Source organism: Kosakonia oryzendophytica, assembly GCF_900094925.1.
Lineage (GTDB): Bacteria > Pseudomonadota > Gammaproteobacteria > Enterobacterales > Enterobacteriaceae > Kosakonia > Kosakonia oryzendophytica.
Map to the genome: position 1 here is coordinate 403,626 of NZ_FMAY01000001.1, position 17,869 is coordinate 421,494.

Annotated in this window: 18 protein-coding genes; 2 read left to right on the forward strand and 16 right to left on the reverse strand. The window is 54.6% G+C overall.

Annotation, left to right across the window (positions count from 1 at the left end; genetic code table 11):
- Positions 1-3 precede the first annotated feature (3 nt).
- Positions 4-954 (forward strand): sugar-binding transcriptional regulator, encoded by a 951-nt coding sequence (locus tag GA0061071_RS01915; RefSeq protein ID WP_088238132.1) that lies wholly within the window; start codon positions 4-6, stop codon positions 952-954.
- A gap of 114 nt (positions 955-1,068) precedes the next feature.
- On the opposite strand, the gene hisP is transcribed toward GA0061071_RS01915, so the two are convergent.
- The 15 genes from hisP to pdxB form a co-directional block, all read right to left on the reverse strand.
- Positions 1,069-1,842 (reverse strand): histidine ABC transporter ATP-binding protein HisP, encoded by a 774-nt coding sequence (hisP, locus tag GA0061071_RS01920; protein WP_061493896.1) that lies wholly within the window; start codon positions 1,840-1,842, stop codon positions 1,069-1,071.
- A gap of 7 nt (positions 1,843-1,849) precedes the next feature.
- A complete protein-coding gene (locus GA0061071_RS01925; RefSeq protein WP_061493895.1) occupies positions 1,850-2,566 on the reverse strand; it encodes an ABC transporter permease in 717 nt (238 codons plus the stop codon).
- A complete protein-coding gene (locus GA0061071_RS01930) occupies positions 2,563-3,249 on the reverse strand; it encodes a histidine ABC transporter permease HisQ (protein ID WP_061493894.1) in 687 nt (228 codons plus the stop codon). Before GA0061071_RS01930 ends, GA0061071_RS01925 begins: the two co-directional genes overlap by 4 nt.
- Positions 3,250-3,333: 84 nt before the next feature.
- Positions 3,334-4,116, reverse strand: coding sequence for a histidine ABC transporter substrate-binding protein HisJ (gene hisJ / locus GA0061071_RS01935; RefSeq protein WP_061493893.1), 783 nt, complete (start codon positions 4,114-4,116; stop codon positions 3,334-3,336).
- A gap of 263 nt (positions 4,117-4,379) precedes the next feature.
- The gene (argT, locus tag GA0061071_RS01940; RefSeq protein ID WP_088238133.1) at positions 4,380-5,162 is read right to left on the reverse strand and encodes a lysine/arginine/ornithine ABC transporter substrate-binding protein ArgT; all 783 of its coding nucleotides are present in this window, start codon (positions 5,160-5,162) and stop codon (positions 4,380-4,382) included.
- Between the two features lie 273 nt (positions 5,163-5,435).
- Positions 5,436-6,017, reverse strand: a complete 582-nt coding sequence (locus GA0061071_RS01945) for a UbiX family flavin prenyltransferase (protein ID WP_088238134.1) — start codon at positions 6,015-6,017, stop codon at positions 5,436-5,438.
- Positions 6,018-6,110: 93 nt separating this feature from the next.
- Positions 6,111-7,628 carry an amidophosphoribosyltransferase gene (purF, locus tag GA0061071_RS01950; protein ID WP_061493890.1) on the reverse strand — a complete coding sequence of 506 codons (1,518 nt, stop codon included), beginning with the start codon at positions 7,626-7,628 and terminating at the stop codon, positions 6,111-6,113.
- Between the two features lie 33 nt (positions 7,629-7,661).
- Positions 7,662-8,150 carry a colicin V production protein gene (cvpA, locus tag GA0061071_RS01955; RefSeq protein ID WP_061493889.1) on the reverse strand — a complete coding sequence of 163 codons (489 nt, stop codon included), beginning with the start codon at positions 8,148-8,150 and terminating at the stop codon, positions 7,662-7,664.
- Between the two features lie 264 nt (positions 8,151-8,414).
- The gene (gene dedD, locus GA0061071_RS01960) at positions 8,415-9,131 is read right to left on the reverse strand and encodes a cell division protein DedD (protein ID WP_088238135.1); all 717 of its coding nucleotides are present in this window, start codon (positions 9,129-9,131) and stop codon (positions 8,415-8,417) included.
- Positions 9,121-10,389, reverse strand: a complete 1,269-nt coding sequence (gene folC, locus GA0061071_RS01965) for a bifunctional tetrahydrofolate synthase/dihydrofolate synthase (protein WP_088238239.1) — start codon at positions 10,387-10,389, stop codon at positions 9,121-9,123. Before folC ends, dedD begins: the two co-directional genes overlap by 11 nt.
- Before the next feature lie 69 nt (positions 10,390-10,458).
- On the reverse strand, positions 10,459-11,373 hold the full coding sequence (gene accD / locus GA0061071_RS01970; RefSeq protein ID WP_061493887.1) for an acetyl-CoA carboxylase, carboxyltransferase subunit beta: 915 nt from the start codon (positions 11,371-11,373) through the stop codon (positions 10,459-10,461).
- Between the two features lie 103 nt (positions 11,374-11,476).
- A complete protein-coding gene (locus GA0061071_RS01975; protein ID WP_061493886.1) occupies positions 11,477-12,136 on the reverse strand; it encodes a DedA family protein in 660 nt (219 codons plus the stop codon).
- 27 nt (positions 12,137-12,163) lie between these two features.
- On the reverse strand, positions 12,164-12,976 hold the full coding sequence (truA, locus tag GA0061071_RS01980) for a tRNA pseudouridine(38-40) synthase TruA (RefSeq protein WP_061493885.1): 813 nt from the start codon (positions 12,974-12,976) through the stop codon (positions 12,164-12,166).
- Complete coding sequence (locus tag GA0061071_RS01985; RefSeq protein ID WP_061493884.1) at positions 12,976-13,989, reverse strand: aspartate-semialdehyde dehydrogenase; 1,014 nt, start codon at positions 13,987-13,989, stop codon at positions 12,976-12,978. Before GA0061071_RS01985 ends, truA begins: the two co-directional genes overlap by 1 nt.
- Before the next feature lie 62 nt (positions 13,990-14,051).
- Positions 14,052-15,188, reverse strand: coding sequence for a 4-phosphoerythronate dehydrogenase PdxB (gene pdxB, locus GA0061071_RS01990; RefSeq protein ID WP_088238136.1), 1,137 nt, complete (start codon positions 15,186-15,188; stop codon positions 14,052-14,054).
- 110 nt (positions 15,189-15,298) lie between these two features.
- Here pdxB and flk point away from each other — a divergent pair, with 110 nt between their 5' ends.
- Positions 15,299-16,306 (forward strand): flagella biosynthesis regulator Flk, encoded by a 1,008-nt coding sequence (gene flk, locus GA0061071_RS01995; RefSeq protein ID WP_088238137.1) that lies wholly within the window; start codon positions 15,299-15,301, stop codon positions 16,304-16,306.
- A 54-nt stretch (positions 16,307-16,360) separates the two neighbouring features.
- Here flk and GA0061071_RS02000 read toward each other — a convergent pair whose 3' ends face one another.
- Entirely contained in the window at positions 16,361-17,791 is a 1,431-nt protein-coding gene (locus tag GA0061071_RS02000) for a 6-phospho-beta-glucosidase (RefSeq protein ID WP_061493881.1), read from the reverse strand.
- Between the last annotated feature and the right edge of the window lie 78 nt (positions 17,792-17,869).

Below are 17,869 nucleotides of genomic sequence, written 5' to 3' on the forward strand. Positions count from 1 at the left end.
TTGATGAACAAAGAAGAGAAAAAACAGGAACTCGCCGCACGCGCCGCCTGGATGTATTACGTGGCAGGCTTAACACAGCAAGATATCGCCACGGCGCTGGGATTATCCCGCCAGGTGGCACAACGGCTGATTTCCAGCGCGCGGGAAATGGGCATGGTCACGGTGAATATCAGCCATCCGGTGACCCGTTGCATGGAACTGGCGGCGAATTTACAGGAAAAATATGCGCTCTCACTGTGCCGCGTGGTGCCTTCCGCCGGGCTTGAGAATGAAGCCATCCAGCAGATGCTGGCGGTAGAAGGCGCAGACGTAATGGCGAAATTCATTGCCAACGATTCCCCGCAGGTGTTCGGCATTGGTTCCGGGAAGACGTTGCGTGCAATTATTGATGCATTGCCCTGGCTGGAACGTCCGCAGCATCAGTGCGTGTCGATGATCGGTGCCATCGCGCGTGATGATTCGGGTACCCGTTACGATGTGCCGCTGAAAATGGCGGAGAAAATGCAGGGAAAATATTTCTTCATTCCGGCACCGCTGTATGCCGACAGCCCGGAAGACAAAACCATGTGGTGCCAGCACCAGCTTTACCAGCGCGTGGCGGAGCGGGCGCTGAATGCGGATATCACGTTTCTGGGGATTGGCGAAGTGGGTCTCGGCTGCCCGCTCAATGCCGAAGGTTTTATCACCGATGAACAGGTCAAAGCACTGGAACAACAGCATGTTGCTGGCGAGATGCTGGGCCATTTCTTTAACCATCAGGGAGTGCGTCTGGAAGGAGAACTGGACACGCGACTGACCAGCGTGCCGCTGTGCAGCCAAACGCCACGTAACGTTTATGGCTTTGCCGGGGGCGCGAAAAAATACGCTGCGATCCGCGCCGCATTAACCGGACAGTGGGTGAATGGCCTGGTCACGGATGAAGACACGGCGGTGAAATTGCTGGCGGAAAAGTAGCGATTTGCCCGAGCGCAGAGCCTTTACCGGGCCTGAAAAAAAGAAAAGCGCCATTCGGCATTTCACCGGATGGCGCAACATTTAGCAGGCCAGCCGCCCCTGTAACACGGTGACTTATTTCAATGAACCTTTGAGGAACTGCTGCAAACGCGGGCTTTTCGGGTTGGTAAACACCTCTTCCGGCGCGCCTTCCTCTTCAATTTTGCCCTGATGCAGGAAGATAACGTGGGTGGAAACATGGCGCGCGAACCCCATTTCGTGGGTCACCACCACCATCGTTTTCCCCTCTTCCGCCAGCTGTTGCATAATGCGTAGCACTTCGCCCACCAGCTCCGGATCCAGCGCTGAAGTCGGTTCGTCAAACAGCAGGACTTCCGGCTCCATTGCCAGTGCACGGGCAATGGATACACGCTGCTGCTGGCCGCCGGAGAGATGCACCGGGTATTTTTGCTGCTGCATTTCGTCGATGCCGACCTTCGCCAGGTACTTCACCGCACGTTCGCGGGCTTCCTGCTTGCTTAAGCCCAGCACCTGGATCGGCGCTTCCATCACGTTCTCCAGCACCGTCATATGGCTCCACAAGTTAAAATGCTGGAACACCATGGTCAGCCGGGTACGTAACAAGCGCAGTTGGTGCTTATCGGCCACTTTCAGTTGACCGTCTTTGTCGCGCACCAGGTTGATATTCTGCCCGTTCACGACGATCGAGCCTTCGCTCGGTTTTTCGAGGAAGTTAATACAGCGTAAAAACGTACTCTTGCCGGAGCCGGAAGAGCCAATGATGCTGATCACATCACCCGCATTGGCCTGCAACGACACGCCTTTCAGCACTTCATGCTCACCGTAGCGCTTGTGTAAATCGATAACGTTTAATTTATTCTCAGACATCGTGTTCTCAGTGCGTCGAAGAAGGCTTCATATGCTGCAACCAGCGCTTTTCCGCTTTGCGGAATAAGCTAATCAGCACATAAGAGATAATCAGATACAGCACCGCCGCCAGACCAAACGCCGTAAAAGGCTGGTAGGTGGCAGAGTTAATATCCCGGGCGATTTTCAGCAGATCCGGCACGGTGGCGGTAAACGCCAGCGCCGTTGAGTGCAGCATTAAAATCACCTCATTACTGTAGGCGGGCAGCGCAATACGCAGCGCCGACGGCAGAATAATGCTGCGGTACATTTTGAACGACGAGAAACCATAGGCCCGCGCCGCTTCAATTTCACCGTGCGGCACCGAACGGATCGCCCCGGCGAAAATCTCGGTGGTATAGGCGCAAGTGTTTAGCGTCAGCGCCAATACTGTACAGTTGAGACCGCTGCGGAAAAACGCGTTCAGCAGTTCGGTGCCTTTCACCACTTCCAGCGTATACATTCCGGAATAGAACACCAGCAACTGGACATAGAGCGGCGTCCCGCGAAAAACGTAGGTAAATAACCAGATAGGGAAACGAATAAATTTGTTGTTGGAGACGCGCCCGATAGCGAGAAACACCGCCATTACGCCCCCCATCGTCACCGATGAAATCAGCAACCACAGGGTGATGGCCACGCCAGTCAGGCGGTAACCATCGCTCCACAACAAGGATTGCCAGTACTCCTGAATAATCTCGATCACAGGTCAGCCCTCTTCACACCCACGGAGTAGCGACGTTCGAGAAGAAGCAGCACACCATTGGAAACCGTTGTAAACGCGAGGTAAATCACACCGCAGACAATGGCGAAATAAAACGGCTCCCAGGTGCTTTTCCCGGCGAGCTGGGTGGCTTTCACCACATCCTCCAGTCCCAGCAGAGAGACCAGCGCCGTGGCTTTGAGGATCACCTGCCAGTTGTTGCCAATGCCCGGCAGCGCATAACGCATCATCGCCGGAAACAGAATACGGCGAAACGTCTGTCGCCCGGTAAAACCAAAGGCGGTAGCCGCTTCAATGTGCCCTTTCGGCACCGCCATATAAGCGCCGCGAAAGGTTTCGGTGAAGTAAGCGCCATAGATAAAACCGAGGGTGATAATCCCCGCTACCATCGGGTCAATATCCAGTTGCTCCAGACCCATGGCGTCAGTGATACCGTTAAGGGCGATTTGCAGACCATAAAAGATCAGCAACATCAGCACCAGATCCGGCACGCCGCGGATAAGCGTCGTGTAACCTTCAAAGATTAATGCCAGCGCCCGGTTTTTCGAAAGCTTCGCTCCCGCCCCCGCCAGGCCAATCAGTACCGCCAGCACCACGGAACTGAGAGCCAGTTCCAGTGTGACCAGCGCACCGTGTAATATGACTTGTGAAAACCCGTACAGCATGCAGCCAGTCCTGTCGTGTGTGGTGTTTGCCGTGTCTCTTCCCCTCCCGTAGCGGGAGGGGCCGCACGTTAAGCACAGGTGGGATTAGCCACCGTAAACGTCAAAATCAAAATACTTTTTCGCGAGTTTTTCGTAAGTGCCGTCGGCGCGCATTTCAGCAAACGCTTTGTTCAGCGCTTCGCGCAGCTCGTTATCCTCTTTGCGCAGCCCCATACCGGTGCCGACGCCAAACAGCTTCTCGTCTTTAATGGACGGGCCGCCGAATTTATATGCTTTGCCCTGCGGCGTTTTCAGGAAACCTTCACTGGCCGCGACTTCATCCTGGAATGCGGCGTCGATACGGCCTGCAGTCAGGTCAGAGTAGATATTGTCCTGCCCCTGATAGGAGACAATTTCCACCCCTTTCGGTGCCCAGTTCACGTTGCCGTAGGTCTCCTGCGTAGTGCCTTGCAGTACACCAACGCGCTTACCTTTCAGCTTATCCAGCTCGGGCTGAACATCAGAATCTTTTGCGACGACCAGTCGGGAATCCGCCGCGTAAAGTTTGTCGGTAAAGGCGATTTCTTGCTGACGCTTTTCCGTAATGGAAAGCGACGACATAATGACGTCGATTTTTTTCGCTTTCAGAGACGGGATCAGCGCGTCCAGCGGGTTTTCGATAAACGTACACTGCGTTTTAATGCGTTTGCACAGTTCCTTCGCCAGATCGATATCAAAACCCACTAATTCACCCTGCGCATTTTTCGATTCAAACGGCGCATAAGTGGGATCGGTACCGATACGTAATTTTTGCGGGATAGCGGCGAATACGGTTGAAACGCTGGAAACAGCGAGCACCAGAGAAAGAGATAACACCAGTTTTTTCATCATTATCCTCAACAGACTGTCTTTCCTAAGGGAATTAGCTGAACAATACGGTGCCGTTATCGTGCCATCATATGCCCCGGCATGGCAAAAGATTCTGCCCGCACGGTGGCTTTTTTTGCATCCTGAATGCGTAATTATGCATCCATGCACTATTATGGCGCGCGTCATGCACCACAATAGAACATCAACCGTATTTCTGCACCACGCTACGTAATGCGCGTGGTGCATTTTCCCTCAGACCCGGGAGCCCGGGTCATGCAGCCTTACTCGCCGTAGACGTTAAAGTCGAAGTATTTTTTGGCAAGTTTGTCGTAGGTGCCGTCTTTACGCAGTTCGGCAAATGCTTTATCGAACGCGGCTTTCAGCTCGGCATCATCTTTACGCAGACCAATACCGGTACCGTCGCCAAAATATTTTTTGTCTTTCACTGACGGGCCAGCAAAGGCGAACCCTTTACCGGCGGGCTGTTTCAGGAAGCCTTCGCTGGCAGCGACTTCATCCTGGAACGCAGCATCAAGACGCCCCGCAGCCAGGTCAGAGTAGATCAGATCCTGGTTCTGATACGCCACCACATCGATGCCTTTGGTCCGCCAGTTGTCGTTGGCATAACCTTCCTGCGTTGACCCTTGCAGCACGCCAACGTGCTTGCCTTTCAGCGAATCCAGTGTCGGTTGGATAGGCGAACCTTTTGCCGCAATCAGGCGGGAATCCGCCGCGTAGAGTTTGTCAGAGAAGGCGATCTCCTGCTGACGTTTTTCCGTAATAGAGAGAGAAGAGATAATCGCGTCGATTTTCTTCGCTTTCAGCGACGGGATCAGCGCGTCAAAGTCGCTCCCGACCCACGTGCATTTCACATGAATGCGTTTGCACATCTCGTTACCCAAATCGATATCGAAACCCACAAACTCCCCTTTCGCATCTTTGGATGAGAACGGCGCGTAAGTCGCATCAGTGCCGATGCGCACCGTCTGGGGAAGCGCTGCATAAACGCTGGCGGTCGCAGACAGACCCAGCATTAAAGACAGAGCGAGAACCGTCTTCTTCATACATTACCCTCAAGTGTTCTGTTTTTATTTTGTATTGCGTTGTGTTGTGTGTTGCTGCCAGTTACCTTGCATGTCTTATGCCAGTTTCCCGCAGTGCATTCATAACCGCGTTAAATTTGTTAATAAAACGTTGCAAATTCACCTTAGTGATGAAAGATAGCAGGTCTGCCGAACGAACCGGAGCGTTAAGCGGGGAAAAGAGGGATTAAATGTTGAGGATATGATCGCGCTTGCAGAATTGCCCCAAAAAAGCGCATGCCCTGTAGCAACGCACTATTTTGCAGCATCACCCCCTTGCCAGCGGGTAAAAAGATCCTGCGGCAGGTCGATAGCAAACTGATCCAGCACGCGGTTGACCGTTTGATCAATGACATCATCAAGGGTATGCGGGCGGTGATAAAACGCCGGAACCGGCGGCATGATCACCGCACCCAACTCAGCGGCCTGGGTCATTAAACGCAAGTGACCGAGATGCAGCGGGGTTTCCCGTACGCAAAGCACCAGCGGCCTGCGCTCTTTCAGCACCACATCCGCCGCGCGCGTGAGCAGACTGTCGGTATAGCTGTGCACAATGCCGGAGAGGGTTTTAATGGAACACGGCAGAATAACCATGCCTGCGGTTTTAAATGAGCCGGACGAGATACTGGCGGCGATATCGCGCGCGTCGTGCACCACATTCGCCAGCGACTGCACATCGCGCAGAGAAAAATCCGTTTCAAGAGAGAGGGTCTGACGGGCAGCCTGGCTCATGACCAGGTGGGTTTCAACTTCCGCCACATCACGCAGCACCTGTAACAGACGCACGCCGTAGATCGCGCCGCTGGCGCCGGAGATCCCCACAATTAGTCGTTTCATGATTGTCGCCCCTCTTTTGTGCGAGAACTTTGCCTGATTATAGAGGGCGTTGCAACAGGTTGCGCCCCTCACTGGCGGAGGGGCGCGACAGGATCAACCTTCGTTATGCATCTCTAAGCTTTCCACTTCGTTCTGGCGCTGCACAGCTTTGGCATCGTCGTTACGCAGGGAATCGAGATAGTCGAGATACTGCTGATTAACGTCTTTGGTCACGTAGACACCGTTAAATACCGAGCACTCGAACTGCTGGATATCCGGATTTTCCGCACGTACTGCATCAATCAGGTCGTTGAGATCCTGGAAGATCAGGCCGTCGGCGCCAATAATCTGGCGGATTTCATCGACTTCGCGACCGTGCGCGATAAGCTCATTCGCAGTAGGCATATCAATGCCGTACACGTTCGGGAAGCGAATTTCCGGTGCAGCGGAAGCGAGATAAACTTTCTTCGCTCCGGCTTCACGCGCCATCTCGATGATCTGCTCAGAAGTGGTGCCGCGTACGATGGAGTCATCCACCAGCAGGACATTCTTATCACGGAATTCGGCGCGGTTGGCGTTCAGCTTGCGGCGCACGGATTTACGACGCAGTTGCTGACCCGGCATGATAAAGGTACGACCAACGTAACGGTTTTTCACAAAACCCTGGCGATACGGTTTACCGAGGATACGCGCGATTTCCAGCGCGATATCGCAGGAGGTTTCCGGAATCGGGATCACCACGTCGATGTCCAGGTCTTCCCATTCGCGGGCAATCTTCTCACCCAGCTTGGTGCCCATGTTGACGCGGGCGCTATAGACAGAGATTTTGTCGATAAAGGAGTCCGGGCGCGCAAAGTAGACGTATTCAAACAGGCACGGATTGCTGACCGGGTTATCCGCACACTGGCGGGTAAACAACTGACCTTTTTCGGTGATGTACACCGCTTCGCCCGGTGCGATATCGCGCAGGAATTCAAAGCCCAGCGTATCCAGTGCCACGCTTTCAGAGGCCACCATAAATTCCGTACGCCCATCACCGACATCACGTTTGCCAAGCACCAGCGGACGAATACCGTTCGGGTCGCGGAAGGCAACCATACCGTGGCCAATAATCATCGCCACGCAGGCGTATGCGCCGCGGATTTGGCGGTTAGTGGCGGCAACGGCGGCAAAAATATTGTCTGCTTCCAGCGGATAGTGGCGGAAATTATCCAGTTCGCTGGCAAAAATATTGAGCAGAATTTCAGAGTCAGATGTGGTGTTAATGTGGCGGCGCTTTTCTTCAAACAGCTTTTTACGCAACTCGTGTGCGTTGGTCAGATTGCCGTTATGCGCAAGCGTAATACCATACGGGGAGTTGACGTAAAAAGGCTGAGCTTCCGAGGCGCTGGAGCTGCCTGCGGTGGGATAGCGCACGTGGCCAATGCCCATGTTGCCCTGAAGACGCTGCATATGGCGGGCTTCAAAAACATCATTTACCAGACCGTTCGCTTTACGCAGACGGAAACAGTTGTTCGCATCAATAGTGATGATACCCGCTGCATCCTGCCCACGGTGCTGTAGCACCGTTAACGCGTCATAAATCGACTGGTTGACCGGCATAACACCGGCGATACCGACAATACCGCACATACGTCTTTTCCTCGTTAAGCCACATCTCAGGGGTTATGCCCTGGGCAAGAAACTCGACGAGCCTTGCAGATAGTCAAAGAACCATCTGATGATGAAGCTGAATTGCGGGATAAGCTGCGACTTTTGCCAGTCTTCGCTTTTCGACAGGCCTGTAAATGTATCAAGAAAGAACAGAATGGCGGCGACGATCAGCACGCCACGCAGCGCGCCAAAACAGATCCCCAACACCCTGTCTGTACCCGACAGGCCGGTTTTCTCCACCAGCGCCCCTAACACGTAGTTAACGATGGCGCCAACAATCAGCGTTGCGATAAACAGCACGGCGATGGCAATCCCATTGCGCACCAGTTCATCTTCAAAGCCCGTGAACCAGACAGACAGGTAAGTGTAGTAATGACTGGCAACAAAGAAAGCACAACCCCATGTCACCAGCGATAACGCTTCACGAACAAAGCCGCGGATCAGGCTTACCAGACAAGAAAAACCAATCACCGCAATGATGGCGTAATCAATCCAGACCATATGTGTCCCACGATTTTACGCCCTGTCGTCCAGTTCGGGGCGAATTCTAACAGAAAAAGAAAACGTTTGCGTAGGGATTTCCTTCCCGCGCGTAAATAAAAATGGCGCTGAAAAAATATTCAACGCCACGTTTCCGGTCGCCTGTATTTGGGCGTTATTCAGGCTTTTTCCTCCTCACTCAGGCCCTCTTCCGGAAGAGTGAGGAAGGCGTCATGCGACGCACTCTACACATTGACTGAGGGCCGGGTTAAGGAGGCGTAACACTTAGTTCGGCGTATACCCCATCACCACGCCGCTTAACCCTGACAACTGATTAAGTTCGCTAAGGGAGCCTTTCAGCTTATCCCTCGACGCGTCCGGCCCGACCAGAATACGGGTGATTTTACCCTGAACCGGCGTGGTCGGCGATGTGTAAACGCGGTACCCTGCGCCACGCAATTTGCCAACGATTTCATTGACCTTATCGGCATTTTTCAACGCGCCAAGCTGCACCACATACGCCTTGCCGGTCGGTGTTGGCTTCTCATCTTGCGCTTTCGGCGGCTCGGCGGGCTCTTCGTTCGCCATCGCCAGCTGTTCGCTGGTCTTATCACGCACGGCCTGAGGTTGCGTTTGCTGTGGTGCCTGCAGTTTTGGCTGCGGTTTCTCAACCGGTTTAGGTTTTGTCACCGGCGGTGTGGTCACTTCCGGATTGGCATTGCCGCTGGCGGCAAGTCTTGAAGCATCGAGGGACGGCGCAGCCGCATCACCAGCCTGCACCTCTTCCGCTGCCCCTTCCGGCGGCTGGGCCGGCAGCGCCTGCGTTGCAGCCGGCATCATATCGGGTTCGTCGCGATCGCCAGGTTTCGGCACCAATGGGATCGCCGCGAATTCATCCTGGTAATGCTTTTTCTGCCCGTCGAGCAACCCGGGAAGAATGATCACCCCGAGCGCGACAAGCACAATAGTGCCCATTAAACGGTTCTGAAACTTACTTGCCACCGGTTCTCCCCGCGTCCATCGCTTCCATCACATGCGCTACGGTGTGGAACGATCCACACACCAGCACAGTATCACAGGCGTCGGCTTCCGCCATTGCCGCCTGCCAGGCCTGCGCCACATCCGGCCATGCGCGGCCAGAGGTCAAATGCGCCAGCAGTTGCTCCGCTGTAGCGCCACGCGGCCCTTCCAGAGGGGCACAATACCAGCTATCGACCACCGGCTCCAGACAGGCAAGCGTCCCGGCGATGTCTTTATCATGCAGCATGCCAATAACCGCCAGCACGCGTCCTTTTTTCGGCAACGCTGCCAGACGCCCGGCGAGGTAACCCGCTGCATGAGGATTATGCGCGACATCGAGAATAAGACGCGGCGACTCGCTCACAATCTGGAAACGTCCAGGTAGAATCGCTTTCGCGACCCCGTCGCGTATCGCCTGCTCGCTGACCTCCAGCTGGCTGGCCCGCAGTGCCGCCAGTGCAGTCGCCGCATTGGGTTGCGGTACCTGCGGCAGCGGCAGATGGTTCAGGTCGCCTTGCGCATCGCTAAAGTCCCAGCCGTCTGCATTCACGGTATAGCGCCATTCCACACCGCGACGCATTAATAACGCGCCCTTTTCCTGCGCAACGTCAGCAATGGTGTGCGGCATATCCGGCTCACCAACCACGGCGGGTTTACCGCTGCGGAAAACACCGGCTTTTTCCCGACCGATGCTTTCGCGATCCGGTCCCAGCCAGTCAGTGTGATCGAGTGCAATACTGGTTACCACGGCAACGTCGGCATCTACCATATTCGTGGCATCAAGACGGCCGCCAAGCCCCACTTCGAGGATCACCACATCCAGCGCAGCCTGCTTAAATAACCACAGCGCGGAGAGTGTACCGAATTCAAAATAGCTTAATGAGATGTCGCCACGCACGGCTTCGATTTCTGCAAAGGACGCAGTGTGTGCAGATTCGGCAAGTTCTTCCCCCTGCACGCGCACACGCTCTGTGTAACGCACCAGATGCGGGGAGCTGTAAACACCCACCCGATAGCCCGCCGCCAACAGAATAGACTCCAGCGTACGACAGGTGGTGCCTTTGCCATTGGTGCCAGCAACCGTAAAGACAAACGGCGCGGGGCGCAGCACATCCAGACGCGCCCCGACCTGGCTTACGCGATCAAGACCCAGATCGATGGTTTTACTGTGCAGATTTTCCAGATAAGAAAGCCACGCGGCCAGGGGCGACGTGGCTTGCGGAATGCGTTTAGTTTCCATGATGCCCGTTGATATGTACGGTTTGAAAAACAAAAGGGCAGTGCCTGGTGGCCCTGCCCTTCGGTATTATCAGGCGTCGCCTTCCTGAACTGGCGCCGATGGGATCACCGTGCCAACATGCGTATCGTCCGGATCCGGCGAGGGCAGATTCATCAGCTTCGCCAGAATGCGCGCCAGTTTCAGGCGCAGTTCCGGGCGGCGGATAATCATATCGATAGCGCCTTTTTCGATCAGGAACTCACTGCGCTGGAATCCCGGCGGCAGTTTTTCACGCACGGTCTGTTCAATGACGCGCGGACCGGCAAACCCGATCAGCGCTTTCGGCTCAGCGATGTTCAGATCGCCCAGCATCGCGAAGCTCGCGGAAACGCCACCCATGGTCGGATCGGTCAGTACCGAAATATACGGCAGACCGCGCTCCTGCATTTTTGCCAGTGCGGCGGAGGTTTTCGCCATCTGCATCAGCGACATTAACGCTTCCTGCATACGTGCACCGCCGGAAGCGGAGAAGCAGATCAGCGGGCAGTTATCTTCCAGCGCCTGCTCAACTGCACGCACGAAACGCGCGCCAACGACAGAGCCCATCGAACCGCCCATAAAAGCAAACTCAAACGCCGCCGCAACAACCGGCATGCCATGCAGCGTGCCTTTCATGACCACCAGCGCATCTTTCTCGCCGGTCTCTTTCTGGGCTGTCGCCAGACGGTCTTTGTATTTTTTGGAATCACGGAACTTCAGCACGTCTTTCGGCTCAAGTTCGCTACCCAGTTCCACCAGTGAACCTTCATCCAGCAGGCTATGCAGGCGATTACGCGCTGTCATACGCATGTGGTGGTCACATTTCGGGCAGACCTCAAGGTTACGCTCCAGCTCGGCACGGTACAGCACCTGGCCGCAGCTATCGCATTTTGTCCACACACCTTCAGGGATGCTTGCCTTACGGGTGGGGGTAATGTTGCTCTTAATTCTTTCAATCCAGCTCATTGATAACCTTTATACATGAACCTGGTAGCCCATAAATGGTGCACATTAAAACATAACGGTTCGCAACTTGGGATAAAAAAGTGGTCGAACCGCCGTTGACTTCTTATTTTGCCTGTCGCGCCGCGGCGCGGCGGTGGCGAATAATCTCAAACACACCGGGAAGTATAGACACCACGATGATTCCCACAATCAGCAGCTTAAGATTCTCCTGGATTGCCGGAATGGTGCCAAAGAAATACCCGGCGTAGGTAAACAGGAGTACCCACAACAGCGCGCCTACAACGTTATAGGCGGCGAAATGGCGATAAGACATATGCCCCATACCGGCGACAAAAGGCGCGAAAGTACGCACTATCGGCACAAAACGCGCCAGAATAATCGTTTTGCCGCCGTGTTTCTCATAAAACTGATGGGTTTTATCAAGATAGCTGCGACGGAACACCTTCGAATTCGGGTTGCTGAATAATCGCTCACCGAATAGCCGCCCGATGGTGTAGTTCACCGCATCACCGGCAATCGCCGCAATCAGCATGAGTAACACCATGGTGTGAACATTCAGATCATTGGTTTCCAGCGATGCCAGCGCACCGGCGACGAACAGCAGGGAATCCCCCGGCAGAAACGGCGTGACCACCAGCCCGGTTTCGCAAAACAGGATCACGAACAGGATCGCGTACACCCACACGCCATATTGCGCCACCAGTTCCGCCAGATGAACGTCAATGTGCAGGATGAAATCAATCAGAAAGCGTATTAAGTCCATATGTACTTATGCCTTTTTCAATTGCGACTAGTCCGCCAGGAACAGCGGGCCCATTGGCGCAGAGGGAAGGTCAAAACGCTGTGGGTAATCCACCGACACCAGATACAGTCCTTCCGCTTTCGCCGTTGCTGCTGCCAGCGTTCTGTCCTTTACCGCCAGCAACTCTGCTATCCAGCTCTCCGGCTGGTTGTTGGCACCTACTTCCATCAGGCTGCCGACAATATTCCTGACCATATGATGTACAAAGGCATTGGCTTTGATATCGACCACCACATAAGGGCCGTGACGACTGACATTAATGTGCATCAGATTGCGCCACGGTGTGCGCGACTGGCACTGCACCGCGCGAAACGAGGTAAAGTCATTTTCACCGATAAGACACTGTGCGGCGCGATGCATCCGCTCTGCGTCCAGCGGGTGGTAGTAATGTGTTACGCCCATGCCTAATACCGCAGGACGCAAGCGATGATTATAAATGACGTAACGGTAACGGCGAGCCGTTGCGCTGAAACGGGCATGAAAATCATCGGGGACATCTTTCATCCAACGTACCGCGATGTCACCAGGTAAATTCGCATTTACACCCAGCGTCCAGGCTGCCGCTTTGCGCAGCGCGGTGGTTTCAAAATGCACCACCTGACCGGTTGCGTGCACCCCTGCGTCCGTACGCCCGGCACAAAACACGGTGATCGGTTCATTCGCAACTTGCGAGAGCGCTTTTTCCAGCTTCTCCTGCACGCTACGCACTTCCTGCTGACGCTGCCAGCCGTAATATTTGCTGCCGTCGTACTCAATGCCAAGAGCGATTTTGTAGATCGGCGCTTTCAGCTCGTCCTGCATCAGTACAGATACTCCTGCACCAGTTTTTCAGCGATTTTCACCGCCATCAGCGCGCCGCCGAAGCGAACATTATCCGCCACGGACCAGAACTGGATCTGCTCCGGCATGCCGTAATCATTACGCACGCAGCCCACGGAGAGGTGTGCCTGGCCGGACGCATCGCCCACCTGCGTCGGGAAATCGTTCTCTTCCGACAATGCAATATCTTCAAAACGACCGAACGCATCGCGCGCTTCTTCTGCCGCCAACGGACGCATGGCTTCAAAGTTCACCATCTGCGCATGACCGTAGAACACCGGCGACTGCACGCAACTGGCAGAGATCATTAACCCATCGTCCTGCAAAATTTTACGTGTCTGATCGATAATCACGCGCTCTTCGCGCACGCTGCCTTCGCGGTCAGCCAACAACGGCAACATATTGAACGCCAACTGGCGACCAAAGTAGTCATCTTCATCAATCGGGATACCGTTCAACAACTTGGCGCTCTGCCCTGCCAGCGCATCAACGGCCTTTTTGCCATTACGTGAAACGGACAGCATACTGGTCACCGCAATACGTGACAGCCCACCTTCGTCAATCAGCGGTTTCAGCGCCGCCAGCAACTGACTGGTCAGGCTGTCCGGGACGGCAATAATGTTACGATTGCGGTAATCCGCCAGCACAAACGGGTTGATATCCGGCATCACCAGCGGCACATCCGGCTCCAGCGCGAATAAGCCGCTGGAGTCGATAACCAGACACCCCGCATTCGTCGCGTCCTCAATACAGGTTGCAGACGCCTGTGCGCCAGCCACGAAGAACGCCAGTTGCGCTTGCGTCCAGTCAAACTCAGCCGCGTCTTCCACACGCACGGTTTTACCTGCAAAACGCAGGGTTTCGCCGACGCTTTCGCGTGTTGCCAGCGCATACAGTTCGCCTACCGGGAACTGGCGCTCCGCCAGCGTTTCGAGCAAGGCTTCTCCGACAGCGCCCGTCGCGCCGAGAACGGCAATATTCCAGCCTTCAGACATGGTGAATTACTCCAGAAAAAAGCGTCCTTGCCGGAGTGTCGGCAAGGAGCATTAAGAAGACATTAACGAACCGGGGTATGAACGGCGTTGAAGCCCAGTTTGAGCAACAACGCAGCAGCGTCAGCGTCATCGCACTGAACATACAATGATGACCATTCGCGACGCTCAAGATAATGTTTACGCAGTTTATCGAACTCACCCGGTGTGCCCGCTACTTTTCGCAGCAATGCATCGTCGCGGCGCACATCATACACCAAATGAACCAGCCTTTTCAGCGTTGACTGATCAAGCCCACCATGCAGCGTAATGCGGCCAAATTCCGGGGCCGGCAGCAGCGTATCCAGCGCCACCTGTTGGCGTTTACCAATAAATTCACTATATGCCTCAAAGACCTGCGTTGTACCACGCGCTTTGCCTTCAAGCGTATAACCGGCGATATGCGCCGTACCGATGTCCACGCGATCCAGCAGCGCCACGTTCAGATCCGGCTCTGGCTCCCATACGTCAAGCACCACACTCAACGCCTGCCCGGCCTGTAGTCGCTGCAACAGCGCGGCATTATCCACCACCGGTCCGCGACAGGCATTAATCAGAATAGTGCCAGGCTTGAGGCGGGCAATCAGCGCCTCATCCGCCAGGTGCAGCGTTTTATACGGGCCATCTTTAAACAGTGGCGTATGGAAAGTCAGGACATCCGCCTCACGCACTAACTCGTCAAGGCTACGGAAATCGCCCGCATCACCGTGATCGGCGCGCGGCGGATCGCACAGCAATGTGCGGATCCCTAAGGCTTCCAGCCGCGCCTGCAAGCGCCCGCCAACGTTACCCACGCCGACAATACCCACCGTACGATCGGTAAGCGCAAAACCGTCACGTTCCGCCAGCATCAACAGTGAAGAGAACACATATTCCACCACTGCAATTGCATTACAGCCGGGCGCGGCGGAAAAAGCGATCCCCGCCTGTTCCAGCCAGGCATCATCCACATGATCGGTACCTGCGGTTGCCGTACCGACAAATTTGATCCCCGTTCCCTGCAATAACGCAGCATTGACTTTCGTTACCGATCGCACCATTAAGGCATCGGCATCCGCCAGTTCCGCCACCGGGATCGGGCGACCCGGAACAGCTTTAACCTCACCCAAACGACTGAAGAGATCGCGGGCGTAAGGCATATTTTCATCAACAAGGATTTTCACTAGAGTACCTGTTTGAGAACGGGAGTTGAGCGCGCAAGTGTGCCATAATCTGGCGGCCAGGCATACCCGCAATGCCGACAACGCCATGCGAGAGTAAGAGGATTTTCATGATGCAACCCATTCAGGGTGCCCCCGGGCGCCCTCCCGGGCAGGAGCCGCTACAAACCGGCAGTGTTCCCGGTGAACTACCTTTATCCAGTGTGCAACGCACGGTGCTGGAACGCCTGGTTATTCGCCTGATCGCGTTGACGCAGCAACAGAGCGCAGAAGTCTGGGCTGGCGTGAAACACGATTTAGGGCTGAAGAACGATGCGCCGCTGCTTTCCCGCCACTTTCCGGCTGCAGAGCAGAATCTGAATCAGCGGGTGGAAACCGCCACGCAAAACCATACCACCCGGCAGATAATCTCACAGTTGACCGAACTCCTGGGCCAGGGGAATAACCGCCAGGCAGTGAGTGATTTTATTCGCCAGCAGTTCGGGCAGACGGCGCTGAGCCAGTTGACGCCGCAACAACTGAAAACCGTACTGACGATGCTGCAAAACAACCAGATTGTTATTCCGCAACCGCAGCAGCGCCCGGCCACCGAGCGCCCGTTACTGCCTGCGGAGCACAATTCCCTTAACCAGGCGGTGACGAAACTGGCGGCAGCGACAGGCGAATCCGGCAAGCTTATCTGGCAGTCGATGCTGGAACTGTCCGGGGTGAAAACAGGTGAGCTGATCCCGGCAAAGCACTTCGCCCCGCTGATGACGTGGCTACAGGCGCGCCAGACACTGAGCACCCATCCCGCGCCGACGCTGCACACGGTGCAAACTGCGTTGAAACAGCCGCTGGATCCCATCGAGATGCGCACGATGACGGAATATGCGCAGCAAAACTGGCAAGCGACACCGCAAACGGTACTGACCACGGCACAGGTGCAGGATATTCTCAATCAGGTGTTTTTACGCCGCACCGAGCGTTCGCCGGAAGCGCTGGAGATCCGCAATATTCAGCCGATCTACAGCCCGTTTGTCGCACCAATTATTGAGACGGTTAAATCGATTTCCACCCGACCGGGTTTGTTCTTTATCGCGCTGCTGGTCGTTGCGTTCCTGTTCTGGCTGGTGAGCTAAAAAAGGCCCGACGGCGTTCACGCCTGTCGGGCCTGTAGTCTTATCCGGCTTAACTTAAATATTCTCGCCGTTTTGTTTGATCACATCCTGATACCACCAGAACGATTTTTTGCGGCTGCGCGCCAGCGTCCCGTTACCGTCATTGTCTTTATCGACGTAGATCATACCGTACCGTTTTTTCATCTCGCCGGTACCTGCCGAGACCAGATCGATACAGCCCCACGGCGTATACCCCATTAAATCGACGCCATCCTCAACCACCGCTTTTTTCATTTCACTGATATGGTTGCGCATATAGTCAATACGGTACTGGTCATTGACGATACCGTCACTTTCCGGTTGATCAATGGCACCGAACCCGTTTTCCACAATAAACAGCGGGAGCTGGTAAAGGTCGTAGAAATAATTGAGCGAATAACGTAAGCCAACCGGATCAATTTGCCAGCCCCAGTCCGACGCTTTGACATAGGGGTTTTTCACCAGGCTTTTGGTTTCGTCATAGTCCAGCTGTGGATTGTCTTCCATCGCTTTGGTGACGAAGGACATGTAATAACTAAAGCCGATATAGTCGACGCAACCGCGTGTCAGGATCTGCAGGTCATCGTCGGTAATATCGAGTTTAAATGCCCGGCGGGCGAAATAATTGAGCAGATGCTGCGGGTAATAGCCACGCACATGCACATCGGTAAACCAGTAACGGCGGTGCATGGCCACCACCGACATCATCATATCGTTGGGATCGCAGGTTAACGGGTAAATCGGACACATGGCGATCATGCAGCCAATTTTAAAATCCGGATTGATTTTATGCCCGGCTTCTACCGCCAGCGCACTGGCGACCAGCTCGTAATGCGCGGCCTGATACATGATGACTTCACGATCTTCACCGGGTTGGTATTTCACCCCGGAGTTGGTAAATGGCGCAAAATCTTCGTGGTAGTTGGCCTGATTATTGATTTCGTTGAACGTCATCCAGTATTTCACCTTGCCGCGATAGCGGGTGAAAACGGTGCTGGCGAAGCGCACAAAGAAATCGATCATCTTACGGTTACGCCAGCCACCATATTCGGTGACAAGGTGATAAGGCATTTCGAAGTGAGAAAGGGTGATGACCGGTTCGATGTTGTATTTCAGGCACTCATCAAAGAGATCATCGTAAAATTGCAGCCCCGCTTCATTTGGCTCCTGTTCGTCCCCTTTCGGGAAAATACGCGTCCAGGCAATCGAGGTGCGAAAGCATTTAAATCCCATCTCGGCGAACAGCTTAATATCGTCTTTATAGCGATGGTAAAAGTCGATGGCATCATGGTTGGGGTAGTTTTTACCAGGCAGCACGCCATCAGTAATTTCACGCGGTACGCCGTGCGCACCGGCGGTCATAACATCGGCAACGCTGACACCTTTGCCGCCCTCTTGCCAGCCGCCTTCAAGCTGATGTGCCGCTACCGCACCACCCCATAAAAAATCCGCTTTAAACCCGGGCATATCACTCTCCTTTCGCTAATGATGCTGAAAGAATAAACAAGCCAGCGGTGACATAACATCACCGCTGTCTCGTTTTGT